The 15,123-nt window shown below is 62.2% G+C and carries 14 protein-coding genes and 2 pseudogenes; 11 read left to right on the forward strand and 5 right to left on the reverse strand.

The window, feature by feature from the left end:
- Positions 1–82: 82 nt before the first annotated feature.
- From JKG68_RS01495 to JKG68_RS01505, 3 genes are all read left to right on the forward strand, one after another.
- Positions 83–406, forward strand: coding sequence for a hypothetical protein (locus tag JKG68_RS01495; protein ID WP_202055305.1), 324 nt, complete (start codon positions 83–85; stop codon positions 404–406).
- A gap of 94 nt (positions 407–500) precedes the next feature.
- The gene (locus JKG68_RS01500) at positions 501–1,466 is read left to right on the forward strand and encodes a glycosyltransferase family A protein (protein ID WP_202055306.1); all 966 of its coding nucleotides are present in this window, start codon (positions 501–503) and stop codon (positions 1,464–1,466) included.
- A gap of 271 nt (positions 1,467–1,737) precedes the next feature.
- Entirely contained in the window at positions 1,738–2,016 is a 279-nt protein-coding gene (locus JKG68_RS01505; RefSeq protein ID WP_202055307.1) for a hypothetical protein, read from the forward strand.
- Between the two features lie 107 nt (positions 2,017–2,123).
- On the opposite strand, the gene JKG68_RS01510 is transcribed toward JKG68_RS01505, so the two are convergent.
- A complete protein-coding gene (locus tag JKG68_RS01510; protein WP_202055308.1) occupies positions 2,124–2,609 on the reverse strand; it encodes an Lrp/AsnC family transcriptional regulator in 486 nt (161 codons plus the stop codon).
- A gap of 109 nt (positions 2,610–2,718) precedes the next feature.
- Here JKG68_RS01510 and JKG68_RS01515 point away from each other — a divergent pair, with 109 nt between their 5' ends.
- The 3 genes and pseudogenes from JKG68_RS01515 to JKG68_RS33165 all read left to right on the forward strand — a co-directional run.
- Positions 2,719–3,927 carry a diaminopropionate ammonia-lyase gene (locus JKG68_RS01515; RefSeq protein WP_202055309.1) on the forward strand — a complete coding sequence of 403 codons (1,209 nt, stop codon included), beginning with the start codon at positions 2,719–2,721 and terminating at the stop codon, positions 3,925–3,927.
- Between the two features lie 2 nt (positions 3,928–3,929).
- Positions 3,930–5,159, forward strand: coding sequence for a Zn-dependent hydrolase (locus JKG68_RS01520; RefSeq protein ID WP_376773104.1), 1,230 nt, complete (start codon positions 3,930–3,932; stop codon positions 5,157–5,159).
- Positions 5,160–5,209: 50 nt separating this feature from the next.
- Positions 5,210–5,370, forward strand: a pseudogene (locus tag JKG68_RS33165) (amidohydrolase); the annotation flags it as partial.
- 41 nt (positions 5,371–5,411) lie between these two features.
- Here JKG68_RS33165 and JKG68_RS01525 read toward each other — a convergent pair.
- Positions 5,412–5,681 (reverse strand): annotated as a pseudogene (locus JKG68_RS01525) (hypothetical protein); the annotation flags it as partial.
- A gap of 271 nt (positions 5,682–5,952) precedes the next feature.
- Between JKG68_RS01525 and acnA the strand changes: the two are divergent.
- The 4 genes from acnA (at position 5,953) to JKG68_RS01545 (ending at position 11,174) form a co-directional block, all read left to right on the forward strand.
- Positions 5,953–8,643, forward strand: coding sequence for an aconitate hydratase AcnA (gene acnA, locus JKG68_RS01530; protein WP_202055312.1), 2,691 nt, complete (start codon positions 5,953–5,955; stop codon positions 8,641–8,643).
- Between the two features lie 53 nt (positions 8,644–8,696).
- Complete coding sequence (locus JKG68_RS01535) at positions 8,697–9,662, forward strand: Bug family tripartite tricarboxylate transporter substrate binding protein (RefSeq protein WP_376773098.1); 966 nt, start codon at positions 8,697–8,699, stop codon at positions 9,660–9,662.
- 171 nt (positions 9,663–9,833) lie between these two features.
- Complete coding sequence (locus JKG68_RS01540) at positions 9,834–10,754, forward strand: GntR family transcriptional regulator (RefSeq protein WP_202055313.1); 921 nt, start codon at positions 9,834–9,836, stop codon at positions 10,752–10,754.
- A 33-nt stretch (positions 10,755–10,787) separates the two neighbouring features.
- Positions 10,788–11,174 carry an acyl-CoA thioesterase gene (locus JKG68_RS01545; protein ID WP_202055314.1) on the forward strand — a complete coding sequence of 129 codons (387 nt, stop codon included), beginning with the start codon at positions 10,788–10,790 and terminating at the stop codon, positions 11,172–11,174.
- Positions 11,175–11,499: 325 nt separating this feature from the next.
- Here JKG68_RS01545 and JKG68_RS01550 read toward each other — a convergent pair whose 3' ends face one another.
- Positions 11,500–12,762 carry an extracellular catalytic domain type 1 short-chain-length polyhydroxyalkanoate depolymerase gene (locus JKG68_RS01550; RefSeq protein ID WP_202055315.1) on the reverse strand — a complete coding sequence of 421 codons (1,263 nt, stop codon included), beginning with the start codon at positions 12,760–12,762 and terminating at the stop codon, positions 11,500–11,502.
- Positions 12,763–12,855: 93 nt separating this feature from the next.
- Positions 12,856–13,275, reverse strand: a complete 420-nt coding sequence (locus JKG68_RS01555; protein ID WP_202055383.1) for a ribbon-helix-helix domain-containing protein — start codon at positions 13,273–13,275, stop codon at positions 12,856–12,858.
- 174 nt (positions 13,276–13,449) lie between these two features.
- On the opposite strand from JKG68_RS01555, the gene JKG68_RS01560 reads away from it, so the two are divergent.
- Positions 13,450–14,049 (forward strand): ATP-dependent Clp protease proteolytic subunit, encoded by a 600-nt coding sequence (locus JKG68_RS01560; protein ID WP_202055316.1) that lies wholly within the window; start codon positions 13,450–13,452, stop codon positions 14,047–14,049.
- 20 nt (positions 14,050–14,069) lie between these two features.
- On the opposite strand, the gene JKG68_RS01565 is transcribed toward JKG68_RS01560, so the two are convergent.
- Entirely contained in the window at positions 14,070–15,101 is a 1,032-nt protein-coding gene (locus tag JKG68_RS01565) for an alpha/beta fold hydrolase (protein ID WP_202055317.1), read from the reverse strand.
- Positions 15,102–15,123 lie beyond the last annotated feature (22 nt).

A 15,123-nucleotide genomic window follows, 5' to 3' on the forward strand; every position in this document is an offset into this window, starting at 1 on the left:
TGCTCAGCGAACCGATTCTCGAATTGGCGGATTAGAATGACACCTCGACAAACGACACAGCAGCGATGAGGCAGGAGAGCCGATGTTTACGTTAGAGATTGGAGGCAAGCCGGTTGCCATCACAGATGCCGACGAGGCTCAGGCGCGGGCGATCTTCGAAAGCGACGAATTCAAGCAGGACCTGACGGTCATGACCACCGAAGGGATCCCGTTGTGGGACGGTCAAGCTCCCCTCAATGTTCGGTCCGCCTCACAGGAGGAGACTGCGGCCTTTGAGGTCGCAGATCTGGATCTCGACGATGATGCCGAGGATGAAGAGGACGAGGGCTTGTTCGTAACTTTCCTCGTGCCGATCGACCACGATCACGAGGAAACCTCAGCCATTCCGCCTCAGCTTCAGAGTTGATTGCTCAGGTCAATTTGCGCGTTATTGCACCAGACGGCAGCCAGACGAACCTAGCGGAATTTCAAGCATCCGCTCAGCAGCACTCGGAGGGGACTTGTCGATACCTACGTCATCCGATCGATCCGCCCGGCCCCTCGTTTCGATCATTACGCCGTGCCTTCTCGGAACGCCGGCCCAAGCCGCGTTGCTCGATGAAACGCTGCGAACCGTATCCTCGCAGACCTGCCAGGATTACGAGGTGATCCTGGTGGATGATGGCTCGCCGGTCCCCGTGGCACCCGTGGCAGACGCGCACCTGCGAACCACCACCATCATCCAGGCCAATGCGGGTCCGGCAGTCGCGCGCAATGTCGGTATCGCACAAAGCCGCGGGCGGTACCTTGTCTTCCTCGATGCGGACGATCACCTGTTGCCCTCCGCACTGGCTGCCGGGATCGAAGCGCTCGAAGCGAACCCGGATGCCGGGTTCGCAGTCGGACCTCGGGAAGAAATGACGTTCGAGGGCGAGCCCGTGCCGTGGGATGTGCCCCCGCCTCCGTCGCAGTCGGATATCTACCTGCCCCTGCTGCGCTTCGACTGGTACATCATTCCACCTTCATCGGCCATGTTCCGGCGCGAGGCGGTGGAGTCCGTCGGTGGTTTTCGCGACCCATGGGGTGCCGACGATCTCGACTTCTACCTGCGTGTAGCCCACCGTTATAAGGCATTCTGCTATCAGGCACCCGCCGTTACCCGGTATCGCAGGTACAGCACGAGTTCATCACGGGATGGAGAGCGCATGCTGCGCAGCATCCGCGCTGTCTATGCGCGCCAGTGGCCGCTGGTTGAAGGTGTTCCGGCTGCCGAGGAGGCCTTCCAGCACGGGCTTCGAATGCTGACCGAAATCTTTCTCGATTGCGTCGTTGAGAATATCGAGGATCGGCTGCGCTCCGGCGATCGCACGGGTGCTCTCAGGAGCGCCGGGCTGCTCAGGCTGGAAAGCCCGGAGCGGTGGCAGGCGCTGCACGGCAGATGTCCTGAAGCAGCCATGCTGACCGGGGATTTGGCCGAAGGACGTTAGTTCAAGGCCGGGGCAAGCCAAGAAGATCTGCCGCAGCGCCACTCGTAAGGCAGGGCGACGCCGCTACTGCAGGACCCGCCAACACATGGAGCAGTCCACCTCCGCATGGCCGGCCTCTTTGAGGCACTCTTGATTGTCAGGAGCCTTAGACCAGGAAGGTTGGGAACCTCCCTTACGGTGAACGCATCTTCCCATTTTGAGCGAAAAGCGTCGTTCTCCCTGTGCGACTCAAGCACCCTGCACGGTGGGAGCCGTTGATCGGAGTGAGCTGATGGCTGTCTTAAAGCGTGAGTTAGCCTTCGCGGCAGATCGTCCGATGGAGAACGTAGGGGACTGGTGGCACCTGGTTCTCGATACGGATGCTCCAGGACTTTACGTTGAACACACCTGGATGCATGCCAACCCCCATATGAACGGCCTGGCTGCCCATGGATCGGAGCGCTACGGGATCAATGATTTTCTCACGCTTGCCGAGGGGCAACCTGCTCATCCAGTACTTATGAGTGCCCTCAAGGAGATGTTCCGCGAGGCGATACCCACCTCCGACTAGGATCGGCGTTGAGTAGGTGATCGTCGCCACTCTCATGCCCGAGCCCTCCAGCAACGATGAAGCGGATCATTCTCCCAAGCGGCCTATGGAGTCTAACGGCTATCCGTTCATCCTGGCAGCGGAACCGCCAGTCCAACCTTGACGCGGTCCATGGCGACGAAGGTACGGAACCGCTTCACGTTGTTATTGCCGAAGAACAGGCGACGTGTGAGCGCCTCGTAGGCTGACATCGTCGGGACCACGACCACCAGCACGAAGTCGGCCTCTCCCGTGACGTAGTAGCACTGCTGCACCTCCGGAACTGAAGCAAACTCCCGCTTGGCGGCATCGATCAAATCCGCCGTCTCACTGATTACCTCAACTTCGACAAAAATGGTGATCGCTTGTCCCACCTGTATCGGATCGATGATCGCGACATGGGCCTGGATGACCCCAGCTTCCTCCATCCGCCGGATGCGGCGCTGCACGGCTGGAGCCGACAGATTCACAGCCTCGCCGATCACCCGTTGCGGGGTGGAATTATCCCGCTGGAGGATCCTCAGGATTGCGAGATCAAAGCTGTCGAGCGTGATCGCAAACGAAGCCTTAGACACTCCGGGCCCTACTCATACGAAAATATCTTGCACTCAGCCCTCCCAAATAGAGCGCATTTCTCGCGCGAAGTGCAATATCTTCTCGCCGGCTCAGATTCAGAGGACGGCGATGTTCCTGCTTAACCAGAACCCTAACTATCGTAAGCCCCTTGACCCGGTTGATGCCGAGACCCTGGGCGTGAAGGCAGCCGAGGAGGTCGAGCGGTATCTCGCCCATCGAGAGAACCACGCGCCGACACCCCTGCACAGCCTTCCGGCCTTGGCTGTCGAACTCGGCGTGGGCGCGATCCATATCAAGGATGAGGGATCCCGGCTGGGTCTCGGCAGCTTCAAGGCCCTGGGCGGATCCTATACTGTCATCAGGCTCGTGCTGGAGGAAGCTGGCCGCCAACTCGGACGGATTGTGGATATTGCCGAACTGCGCACACCCGAGGTTCGTGCTATCGCCTCTGGGATGACGTTCGCCTGTGCAACCGACGGCAATCATGGACGCTCGGTGGCACAGGGCGCTCAACTGGTTGGCGCCAGGGCTGCCATTTTCGTCCATTCCGGTGTTAGCGACGAACGGGTGGCCGCAATTGCCCGCTTCGGAGCCCAGATGATCCGGGCCGAGGGCACCTATGACGACTCGGTCGCCGAGGCCGCACGGGTCGCGGCTGAGAAGGGCTGGATTGTGGTCTCCGATACCTCTTGGCCGGGCTACGAGCGCATTCCCGGGCTGGTCATGCAGGGCTACACCGCTATGGTGCGCGAGGCTCTGCGCCAGCTTCCCGAACGACCCACTCACGTGTTCGTGCAAGCCGGCGTCGGCGGCGTCGCGGCTGCCGTCGCGGGACATCTCGCTCTTTCCCTTGGGAACCTGCGGCCGACCTTCGTCGTGGTCGATCCCGCTCGCGCCGCCTGCCTCTTCGAGACGGCACGAGCGGGGCATCCGGTCAAGATCGACCATGGCGAGCCCACCGTCATGGCAATGCTCGAATGCTATGAGCCGTCGCTGGTTGCCTGGCGGGTGCTGTCCCGCGTTGCAGATGCGTTCATGACCGTCGACGAAGAGGATGCGATCGCGGCCATGAACTGCCTGGCCAGACCTGTCGGGAACGATCCGGCCATTGTCGCCGGCGAGAGCGGCGGTGCAGGCCTCGCCGGCCTCATTCGTGCTGCGGCGGATCCTAGAATCCGGGTAGCGCTCAATCTCGATGAAGCGTCCCGGGTCTTCGTCATCAACACCGAAGGCGCAACCGACCCGGAACGCTACACGGAACTGGTCGGGATGCGGCCAGACGCCGTCGCAACCAACGCCGAAGGAGCAGACGCATGATAATGCTTTCCATCGACGCGGAGCGCCTGCTCGGCCGGATCCGGGAACTCGGGCAGATCGGCCGGGGCAGCGACGGCAGGTTGGTCCGGCTCGCCGCCACCGATGCTGACAAGGCCGGACGAGACGCCTTGGTTTCATGGCTCCGCACCGCAGGCCTAGAGGTCGCGGTCGACCGCATCGGCAACATCTTCGGGATCTGGAGAACTGCCGATAATGCTGACGAGCCCCCCGTCCTGCTCGGCTCGCACATCGATACCGTCATCAATGCCGGAATCTATGACGGCTGCTACGGCGTGCTCTCGGGGCTGGAGGTGATCGAGACCCTGAAAGCAGCCGGGCATGCCCCAGCCCGTCCCATCGCGGTCGCCGCCTTCACCAACGAGGAAGGCGTGCGCTACGCTCCCGACATGATGGGTTCGCTCGTCTATGCCGGTGGGCTCCCTGTCGAGGAAGCACTGGCGACGGTTGGCAGCGATGAAACCACTCTCGGAGCCGAGCTGGAGCGGATCGGCTACAAGGGGTCTAAGGAGCCAGGGTTCCTCAAGCCGCACGCCTATGTCGAACTTCACATCGAGCAGGGACCCGTGCTGGAACGCGAGGGGGTGCCCATTGGCGCAGTCGAGAACCTACAAGGCATCTCCTGGCAGCGTGTGACCATCAAGGGCGAGGCCAACCACGCCGGTACGACACCCATGACGATGCGCCGGGATGCTGGGCATGCCGCGGCTCGTGTAGTCACCTTCCTGCGTGACCGGGCCCGGAATGCGAACACACCCACCGTTGCCACGGTCGGGTGCATGAGCTTCGAGCCGAATGCGATCAACGTCATTCCCTCCCAGGCTACATTTACGGTCGACCTGCGTGATCCTGACGAGCAGCGCCTTCAGGTCGAGGAAGCAGCCCTTGCCGCCTACCTGAAGGAACTCGCAGCCGACGAGGAGGTCACGATCTCGGTCGAGCGGCTGGCGCGGTTCGAGCCGGTGACATTCGACAGGAAAATCGTGGAGCTGGTGGAGGATGCTGCCCGCAGGCGCGGACTTGCGTCGAAGCGCATGACCTCGGGCGCCGGCCACGACGCGCAGATGATCGCCAGGATTGCCCCTTCGGCAATGATCTTCGTGCCGAGCATCGGCGGCATCAGTCACAATCCGCGTGAGCACACGCCGGATGCCAGCGCCGTCGCCGGAGCCAACATCCTTCTCGAAGTTGTCAGCCGCCTCGCAGCCGAATAACCAATCAGGGGGCATTCACCGCCATGGATCTGAATCCTCCCTAACGGGAGATGACCACTTGGCGGCCTGACCTTCACGTCGATCCGGAGTTCGGCTCCGGGTAAAGCGTACGAGTGCCTTTGTGGCCGCCAAGCTGCGGGAGTTCGGGTTTGACGAGGTGGTCGAGAGTGTGGGCGGTGCCGGCAACCGAGCCGTCGCCCTCCGGGCCGAGCCAAGCATCCGTGGCTGGGGCAGCCGTGCCTAGACAAAGGCTCAGCCTTCCAGTGTGCCGATCAGCGGGGCTGCAAGGCACCGGCATACGGAAATGAGACAGGCGAGAAAGCCCTCACTCAGTATTGCAGCTTCTTGCGGGCGCGCTTGCTGTTGGTGATTCCTGCGCCATGCGTCCGACGATGATGCGTACAGGGCTGCCGGCTCGGATGACCTCCCTAGAAGCAACAGCGCCCCGGTCTGCTGGTCGATACTGAAGGCCACGACATTGTCGCTGTCCCAGTTGGCAACGAACATCCAATCCCTGGATGGATCAAGCGTGAAAAGCGCGGAGTTCTGTCATGGCTCTTCCCCCGGCCGATACTTTTCAGCTTGCCCAAGTCATTGAATTCCATGATTTCCTTCCGTGCCGACAATGGCATTGGCCCGCTGGCATCAAAATCGTTGAACATTTCATACCTAAGAAATGCAATTAATGTTGCATTTATATTTGATATTATGCAAATATCTGCTCAACACGAAGCCTGCGAGGTCCTAAAGAGCCAGGCAGCACAAAAATTCCAAGGAAACGCAGGAGGGTCCGATGCCGAAGACCACCGACATCATGATTGCGGGCCACCGTCACCGCATCGTCGACCTTCCTGCGGCAGGAGGCGCCGATCTCGAACGTCTTCCGCATATTCTCCGCATCATGCTGGAGAATGTCCTCCGCAATGCAGGCGAGGATGCCCTACGGGCCAAGGCGGCGATCCTGAACTGGCTCGGCACTGGCCGCAGCGCCGAAGAGATCCCGTTCCTCCCAGGCCGCGTCCTGATGCATGACACCACCTGCGGCCCGGCCTTGGTGGACATCGCTGGCATGCGCGCCTCTCTGGCTGAGGCCGGCTATGATCCGCGCCGTCTCAACCCCGTCCTGCCTGTGGACGTCTCGACCGATCACTCGCTGGGCGTCGACGTGTTCGGCTCCCACGATGCCCTTCAACGCAACATGGAGCGTGAGTACGGGCGCAATGCCGAGCGCTACAGGTTCATGAAGTGGGCCACGCGTGCCCTGACTGGATTCCAGGTCCATCCGCCCGGCACCGGCATCATGCACACGCTCAACCTGGAGCGCCTGGCGACCGTGGCCACCACCAAGGAACAGGATGGTGTGTCCTGGGCCATGCCCGACACCCTGATCGGCACCGACAGCCACACCCCGATGATCAACGGCATCGGCGTGCTCGGCTGGGGCGTCGGCGGCCTGGAAGCAGAGAGCGTAATCTTCGGCATGCCGGTGATGATCCGCGTGCCGGAGATCGTCGGCGTTCGCTTCGTCGGTCGTCTGAAGCAGGGCGTGCTTGCCACTGACCTTGCGCTAACCGTTACTGGGCGCCTTCGCCGAATTGATCTGGCGGATCGCTTCGTCGAGTTCTTTGGCGAGGGCGTCTCGACGCTCTCCGCCGGAGATCGCGCCGTCATCGCCAACATGACCCCGGAATTCGGCGCCAACTCCGGCTTCTTCCCCACCGACGATCAGACGCTACGCTACCTGCGTGAGACAGGCCGCTCCGCCGATCGGATCCGCCTTGTCGAGGACTACGCCAAGCGGCAAGGCCTCTGGTTCGATCCGCAGGCTACTCCGCGTTTCACTGACGTGGTCGAGATCAACCTTGATGAGATCGAGGTCAGCCTCGCCGGTCCCCGACGGCCTCAGGACCGCATTCCGGCAAGCCGAACCGTCGAGGCAATGGCACCGTTGCTGGCGGCCCGGCCTGTCCCAACACCAGCCGAACAGCCCGCCAACGGATCCGTGGCCATCGCGGCGATCACCAGCTGCACCAACACCTCCGATCCCAGGTTGCTGGTTGCCGCAGGCCTCGTCGCCCGCAAGGCGCGTGCCTTCGGCCTCACCCCACCGGCTTGGGTAAAGACCTCCCTGGCACCCGGTTCTCCCACGGCGGAACGCTACCTGCGCCGCGCTGGACTGCTGGCGGATCTGGAAGCCATTGGTTTCGGTATCGTCGGCTACGGCTGCACCACATGCATCGGCAACTCCGGCCCTCTGCCAGCCGTTATTGAGCAGGCCATGGCCGAACGCGGCATCCTCCCCGTCGCCGTGCTGTCGGGGAACCGCAACTTTCCCGGACGCGTGCATCCGCAACTCGAGGCAGGCTTCCTAGCCTCGCCTCCCCTTGTGGTCGCCTTCGCTCTTGCGGGCGACGTCACCCGCGACATCCTCGTTGACCCCATCGGCCGCTCGTCGTTCGGCGAAGACATCCGGCTCGCCGATCTCTGGCCCACAGGAGACGAGATCGACGATGCGCTGGCCAGGGCCATCGATGCAGGCGACTACGACACCTCGTACGACGAGGCCGAGGCAAGCGAGACTTGGCGGGTACTCGACGCTCCCGGCACTCCCCTGTTTCCCTGGAATGAGAACTCGACCTATATCCGGCGTCCACCCTTTGCGGGCTTCGGCAAGGGCACGCTGCTGGGCACCTATGCGGCCCATCCCCTGCTCGTGCTTGGCGACGACATCACCACGGATCACATCTCCCCGGCCGGCGCCGTTCCGCCGCGGAGCGAGGCGGCCGATTACTTGGTGCAGCGCGGCGAGAACCCGCGTGACCTGAACGTTTTCGCATCCCGGCGCGGCAACTGGGAGGCGATGGTCCGGGGCCTCTTCACCAACAAGTCCGTACACAATCTACTTGCCCCCCAGATCGCACCGGGCTTCACTGTTCATGTGGAGTCTGGCGAGCACCTGCCCCTGTTCCAGGCTGCCGAGCGCTACGCCCATGAGGGCTCCTCCGTCGTGGTGGTGGCGGGTGAGCGTTACGGCATGGGCTCGTCCAGGGACTGGGCGGCGAAAGGCGTCGCCCTGCTTGGCACCCGCGCGGTGCTCGCCTCCAGCTTCGAACGCATTCATCGCTCCAACCTGATTGGCATGGGCATCCTGCCCCTGCGACTCCCGGCAGAGCGGCATCCGAACAGCCTCAATCTGTATCCGGGAGACCAGATCCTGATCGATGCCGATCCGGCAAGGATCAGCCCCCGCTGCGCCGTGCCCATCACCATCCGTCGTGCCTCCGGCGCGAGCGAGACCTTCACAGCTACGGCCGCCGTCGAGACCGGCCTTGAGGTCGAGATCCTGCGCGGCGGCGGCATCATTCCCCTCATCCTGCGTCGCGTCGTCAACGCGGAGGCCACAAGCCGCGAGACGCCCGCATCCGAGACCACCGGCAGCGGTGAAACCCTTCGGCGAGAGGCCTCGCCGAGCATCAGGCGCTGAGTGGCAACGTCCACTTCGCGTTCAACATCTCACGCAAACCCAGGGAGGAACTCGTGAGCCACTTGACCAAGACAATCCGCGGCGTCGCCGTTGCCGCCATGACGCTCGTCGCCTCATCGGCCTTCGCACAGCAGGAACTCAAGATCATCGCGCCCGCCGGCCCCGGCGGCGGGTGGGACTCGGCGGCCCGCTCGATCCAGCAGGTGCTGACGCAGACGGGCCTCGCCAAGAGCGTCCAGGTGGTCAACGTCACCGGCGCCGGCGGCACCGTGGGCCTCGCTCAGTTCGTCAACCAGGCAAAGGGTGACCCGAACCAGCTCCTGGTCAACGGCATCACCATGATCGGCGCGATCCTGAGCAACAAGGCGCCGGTCAACCTGGATCAGGTGACGCCGATTGCACGCCTCACCGGCGACCCCCTTGTCATCGTCGTGCCGGCAAACTCGCCGATCAAGTCGGTCAAGGAACTGGCCGATGCCGTGAAGGCCGATCCGGCGAAGGTCACATGGGCCGGCGGCTCGGCGGGTGGCGCGGATCACATTCTTGCAGCCCTCTTCACCAAAGCGGCGGGCTCCGATCCGTCGAAGGTCAACTACATCGCTTTCTCGGGCGGCGGCGAAGCCTTGGCGGCCATGCTCGGCGGGCGCGTCACGGCCGGCATTTCCGGCTATGGCGAGTTCGAGAGCCAGATCAAGACCGGCAAGCTGCGGGCGCTCGCCATCTCGTCCGGTAAGCGGCTGGCCAACGCCGATGTGCCCACCCTCAAGGAGCAGGGTATGGACGTCGAGGTCGTGAACTGGCGCGCCATCATGGCTGGTCCGGGTATCACGGCCGAGCAGAAGAAGGCCCTCACCGAGACTGTCGAGAAGGTGGTCAAGTCCAAGGAATGGGCCGAGATCCTGAAGCAGCGCGGCTGGGAAGACTTCTACCTCGCCGGTGCGCCCTTCGAGACCTTCCTCAAGGAAGAGCAGGTCCGCGTCGGTGACGTGCTACGGTCGATCGGCCTCGTAAAGTCCTAAACGAAACTTGGGGGAGCCTAACCGGGCTCCCCTTTTCGTGCTCCCACGCTACAGGACGATTTCGCTGACAGCGTACATCGTGAGGCCTCTTGTCCCGGAGTACCGCCATTACGACAAATCGGGTAAGGAGAGGATCAGTCCACCTCGAAGGGCGAATACGGGGGTATGTTCATGAGTTCAGCCGAGGGGCGCGCGATCAACGGAAAGCGCGAGCTGACCGAAGGTCTCGCTGCGCAGATCCTTGAACATATCCAAGGGGGCGGGCTCGCCGTCGGGACACATCTGACAGCGCAAGACTTGGCCGAGCGGTTCAGCGTCTCCCGCTTTCCGGTGGGCCAGGCGTTGCAACTGCTCGCCGCCAAGGGCGTCCTCACCCACGAGCGCAACCGGGGCTACTTCGTGTCCGACGTCAAGGATGCATCCCCGGAAACCCTCGGTCTAACGACCAGGGATGATGCCTCCGACGTTTACTTCAGGATGGCCGAGGATCACCTTCACGGCCGCTTGCCCGATCCTGCCTCCGAGGTCTACCTCAAGGAAACCTACGGAATAACGAAGGCGCAACTGAATGCGGTGCTGGGCCGGATCGCCCAGGAAGGGTGGGCGGAGCGCCGGCCCGGATATGGCTGGTCCTTCTCACCCATGCTGACCACACCGGACAGCCTGGAGCAGACCTACCGGGTGCGCCTGGCTCTCGAACCGGCGGCACTGCTGGAGCCGACCTACCGCCTGGATCCTGATGTAGCGGTCCGCTGTCGCGAGGCGGAACTCCGGCTCCTGGGCGGCGCCATCGAAACCGACAGTGCCGCTGCGCTCCACGAGCGCGGCGTGCGGTTTCACGAGGCGATCATCGGTGCATCCGGTAATCCGTTCTTTCTGGAAGCAGTCCGGCGGATCAACCGGGTCCGGCGCCTGCTCTCGTATCGTTCGATGGTCGACCGCAAGCGCTACCGCCAGCAATGCGAGGAACACCTCCAGATCCTCGACCTGCTGGAAGGTGAGCGGAACGAAGAGGCCTCCCAGGCGCTGCGCCGCCACTTGGAGCACACCATTGGAAATCTCCAGGAGATCAGGCCTATCCTGGAGCACTGAATAACGCACCTGGAACGAGGAAGAGGGAAACTTATGACAGTTGGGAACACCAGGGTGCGTGAGGCTGTCATTCGAACGATCGCGATGCCTTCGGACACCAATCCCGCAGGAGACATCTTCGGTGGCTGGCTGATGGCGCAGATGGACTTGGCCGCCGGCAACGCGGCTGCGCGGCGGGCCCGGGGGCGCTGCGTGACGGTTGCTGTCGACGGCATGGTGTTTCATACCCCGGTTCATGTGGGTGACGAGGTTTCCGTCTACGCTGATCTGATTTCCACGGGGCGCACATCCATGAAGTTCCAGGTCGAAGCTTGGCGCCGGTCCCGGGATGGAGACGAACAGATCAAAGTGACTGAAGCAGTCTTCACGTTTGTCGCTATCGACAGCGGTTCCCGTCCTCGTCCCCTGCCACCAGGTTAGGAACACTGGAATTGCTCAGTCTGATGACGAGCGGCACTCTGAGTTTAGTTGGCAGAAATTGGGAGTTTTGCCGAACACAGCATGTGCTGGGCGCTGAAGGCCCGAAAGGGGCAACACTGGCCTCTAGAGAGCATTTGAGCGTGTTCGGATGCTTCTATGGGCGCTCTCTGCGGTAAACCAATTCAGAGCATGCCACCCTCCGGAGCGGAGTGGTCTCCGAAGCGGGGCAGCCCAAATGGCTATCGGTACAATCCCTGTCGAGTTGTGGGATGAGATCAAGTTGAGGCCCGCCAGCCCTCGTTGTGGTCTGGCGGGCTGTTTGTACTTACACGGAGCCCGTTGGCTTCGGGTGTTCCAGGAAAAAGCGCATCATCTCGCGGCTTGCATCGGGCCCCATCGGTTCGGTGTACGAGCCAGCCGGACTTCCACCCGACCAGGCATGGCCCGCGCTGTGGAGAACCCAATGCTCAAGCAACGGGTGCCCGCTTTCATCGCAAGCCACCGTGCGCGTATAGCTTATCCCGCCCGGAGCCTGACCGCGGCTGACGGTTGTCCTGAGATCCGAGCCCGCTTTCGACTGAGCTATGACCTGGTCGCCGTTGACAGGGTTCACCGTGGTATCGCGATCACCATGGAATACAATGGTCCGCACAATCTGCTTAGCTCCACCCTGATGAGGTGCCCCGCCCTGCCGCATGGCAGCAAACGCGGAGGGCATGTCACGCGCCGCCCCGCACGCCAGTCCTGAGTGAACCCCCACGGCCGCATAGAGGTCCGGGTAGGCCGTGCCCATGATCGCTGCAGCTGCACCGCCAGCTGAGAGCCCAGCTACATACACCCGTCCCGGCTCGACAGAGAAGTCGTGCATGATCTGGCGGGTGATGCCGGCGATGAGCGACGGCTCTCCCCGATCCCGCTGCTGGTCGCCAGCGTTGAACCAGTTCCAGCACTTCGAGACATTGGCGGACTGGGTCTGGGCGGGGTAGGCAACAAGAAACGTCTGCTCCTCAGCCAGTTCGTTCATCCGCGTTCCTGCCGCGAAGTCGTCCGGCGATTGGGTACAGCCGTGCAGCATTACCATGAGCGGCACAGGCTGACCTGTGTAGCCGCTTGGGATGTAAAGCTTGTAGGTGCGGCTTCCCGCTTCGTTGGCAAAGGTCCGCTCCTCGAAGCGAGCTCCGTCCGGCAGGGGGGGCGGTGCACGTCTTGCCGCCCCTCCGACGAGCCCATCGAGACCAGGCGTCAGGCCAGGTTGACTCATTCGTTTGATGAAGTCGCGAAGGGCTTCCGGTACCTGCGCTTGATCCAAACCTGCGGCGGGACCGTTGAAAGCATTGGGCGCGGCGTTCGGGAAGGTGAACTTCGGCGCGGTCCATGCCCCTCCGCCGGACGATGGCGGCACCATATCGAGGATCCGCGCGGCAGGTCCGGCTGGGCGCTTGCCTATGTCTTGATCGTTTTCGTCCACAATGGGTGACTGATGGGCAGACGGAGGCATTCCCTGAAGGAGTGCCATGGCTTCTGCGAGCCGCCCCTCACGGGTCAGTCGGGTTGCCTCGAGAATGTTGATATTCGGGTTTGCGTTCATGGTTCTGGTCCTGTTGTTGGACAAAGCGAGGGCCTTCCCTTCCACGCCGGAAGGGTCTGGCAGGTTCGGGGGTGCGGCTGTGCTAGCGGATGGTCAGCGCATACGATCCTTCAGCGCCTCTTTGACGGCGGCGCTGGCGTGCAAGGTGCCAAGAACGTGCAGAGACCCAATCGTCTGCTTCGCGAGCTCAGCCGTGACATCGCTGGCGATGCTGGCGAGACCGAGAACTTGGATGTGCAGCATCTCGCCCGCCGCCTGGGCGGCTTCGAGATCTTGGCGGCTGAAATGACGCAGACCTAAGTCGAGTTGGTGTCGCTCGACCGATTTCCTGACAGCATCGTTGTGCCGATCAAGCTGGTTTCGAATAGCCGTACGGATGAAGTCGGTCCGATTGGAGTAGAAGCCTTCCTGGACAAGGAGGTCGATGTGACCCAGATCGACATAGCCAAGGTTGATCGTGATCTTCTCACTGTCCGAAGCCTTAGGCCGAAGTTCGTGAACGTTGTTCGCCATACTTGCCATCCCAGTACCATCTGCATGGATGGTAAATGGATGGCGCATCAGGTGAGTTCAAGGCCAATACCAAATCTTTCGCTGAACCCAATTCGCTTCTTCGCGTCTATATCCCTGGTCAGGCATTTAGAACGGGAGCATGGGCCCGGCGTGAGATCTGACTGGGAGACCGCAATGCCCACCGTCCAGCACATCTACTGCAGCGCCATCATCAGCAAGAAAATGTGCGATGCGCTCACCAGTTATGTCTTCTCGGTCAGCGCTGCCAAAGGAGGCGTGGACGAGTTCGTGGTCTATCTGGTCACAGGAGGCGGCAATCCGAGTTCCGGAATGGAACTTTATAACTTCTTCAAAGCAAGGCCCGAGCGCACCACCATCTACAACATGTCGAGCGTCGACTCGGCGGGCGTGCTGTTCTTCCTCGGCTTCCAGACGCGGTATGGCGTCCCAGCCTCCAGCTTCATGGTGCACCAAACCAAGTTCTCGAAGGCTCCCCTGCCCGATTGGTACAGCTACTCCGATCTGAAGAAATCCGAGATGGAGCTGCTTGCGGTCGATCAGAAAACTCACCGGGTTATAGCATCCGAGACAGCCCCGAAGGCTGAGGCGCCTCTCTCGGTGGAGGATGTGGAGGCTGCCGCTACCCGAACGACCATCTATTTTGCCGAGGATGCTCTGCGGCACGGCTTCATCGAGGAAATCGTCGTTCCAACGATGCCGATCCAGGATGTGTTCTACCTGACGGACCAGTATCTCGCCGGACTTCCTGATTGAATAGCGCTCGGCTCGAACTGCTAAAGAACAACTCGCTGCTGACCGCCAGCTTCTTCCTCAACCTGCTGTGCCGCTCGCTCCACAGCACCGGCGACAGCATCAGGATCCAGGTGGTGGACCATGTGACCGAGCCCCGGCAATGCGATGAACTCGCTCTGCGGCAATTCTCGATGCAGGCGCTCCGACTGACGGCCAACATCCGCAATCTGATCATCAGCACCTGTGATGATCGTAATTGGCATCCGCAACTCCCGATAGTGGTGCTGCATCTCCATTACTGAGGGAGTCATTAGGGCTGCGTCCTCAGCTGCGGCGCGTAGCTGCAAGGGCCGCAGCATCAACTCCTTGGGGAGCAGGCGATCGAACCGCTCCGGCACCTCCGCAGGCGCGAACATTTGCTTGATCAGGCCCGGCAGGATCGCGCGCGCGACCAGGGGAGAGATGGTGTGGCGCATCGCGTCGCCGATAACTGGAATAGCCGGCGGTGAGAACAGGAACGTGTCAGCTCGCAGCGTTGGGTAGTAATAGCCCGAGGCAAGCACGAGGCTGCGAACAAGCGATGGGGATTCCAACGCAAGGGCCACCGCGACTAGGGTGCCCCAGGAGTGCCCCAGGACGACAGCTTGCTCCACGCCGAGTTGACCCAGCGCGCGCTGGAATAGCTTCGCATGGGCTCTTGGAGTCCAGAGCTGGCGAGGCCTGCTGCTGTAGCCATACCCCGGACGGTCGAATACGATGACCCTGTAGCGAGACGCCAGGCGGTCCACGAGACCGCTGACGGTAAAGTCCTGAATCATGGTGCCGTTGCCATGGATGAGCACGATAGGCTCACCCTGACCGCGCTCGATGTAGTGCAGACGCACGCCATCAATATTGAGGAACCGGCCTATGGGAGGCGTTCTGCGCTCGGCAACCTCAGCTCTCTGCCGATTGTACAGAACAGCAGCGCCGAGTGCTGCGGCCGAGCCTGCCAGAACGGGCGCGAGCCACCGCCAGCGGCTCCAATGAGAGGTCTGCCCAGGACGGGGCGCCCTGCCCGGCCTTGTATTCATATGCCTATAACGATCGGTATTG

Origin of the sequence: Microvirga aerilata (genome assembly GCF_016743775.1) — a bacterium.
In the GTDB taxonomy this organism is placed as follows: domain Bacteria; phylum Pseudomonadota; class Alphaproteobacteria; order Rhizobiales; family Beijerinckiaceae; genus Microvirga; species Microvirga aerilata.

Coding starts and splice junctions, on each gene's coding strand:
- JKG68_RS01495 (WP_202055305.1), top strand. CDS start 83: ATGTTTACGTTAGAGATTGGAGGCAAGCCGGTTGCCATCACAGATGCC.
- JKG68_RS01505 (WP_202055307.1), top strand. CDS start 1,738: ATGGCTGTCTTAAAGCGTGAGTTAGCCTTCGCGGCAGATCGTCCGATG.
- JKG68_RS01515 (WP_202055309.1), top strand. CDS start 2,719: ATGTTCCTGCTTAACCAGAACCCTAACTATCGTAAGCCCCTTGACCCG.
- JKG68_RS01520 (WP_376773104.1), top strand. CDS start 3,930: ATGCTTTCCATCGACGCGGAGCGCCTGCTCGGCCGGATCCGGGAACTC.
- acnA (WP_202055312.1), top strand. CDS start 5,953: ATGCCGAAGACCACCGACATCATGATTGCGGGCCACCGTCACCGCATC.
- JKG68_RS01540 (WP_202055313.1), top strand. CDS start 9,834: ATGAGTTCAGCCGAGGGGCGCGCGATCAACGGAAAGCGCGAGCTGACC.
- JKG68_RS01545 (WP_202055314.1), top strand. CDS start 10,788: ATGACAGTTGGGAACACCAGGGTGCGTGAGGCTGTCATTCGAACGATC.
- JKG68_RS01550 (WP_202055315.1), bottom strand. CDS start 12,762: ATGAACGCAAACCCGAATATCAACATTCTCGAGGCAACCCGACTGACC.
- JKG68_RS01555 (WP_202055383.1), bottom strand. CDS start 13,275: ATGGCGAACAACGTTCACGAACTTCGGCCTAAGGCTTCGGACAGTGAG.
- JKG68_RS01560 (WP_202055316.1), top strand. CDS start 13,450: ATGCCCACCGTCCAGCACATCTACTGCAGCGCCATCATCAGCAAGAAA.
- JKG68_RS01565 (WP_202055317.1), bottom strand. CDS start 15,101: ATGAATACAAGGCCGGGCAGGGCGCCCCGTCCTGGGCAGACCTCTCAT.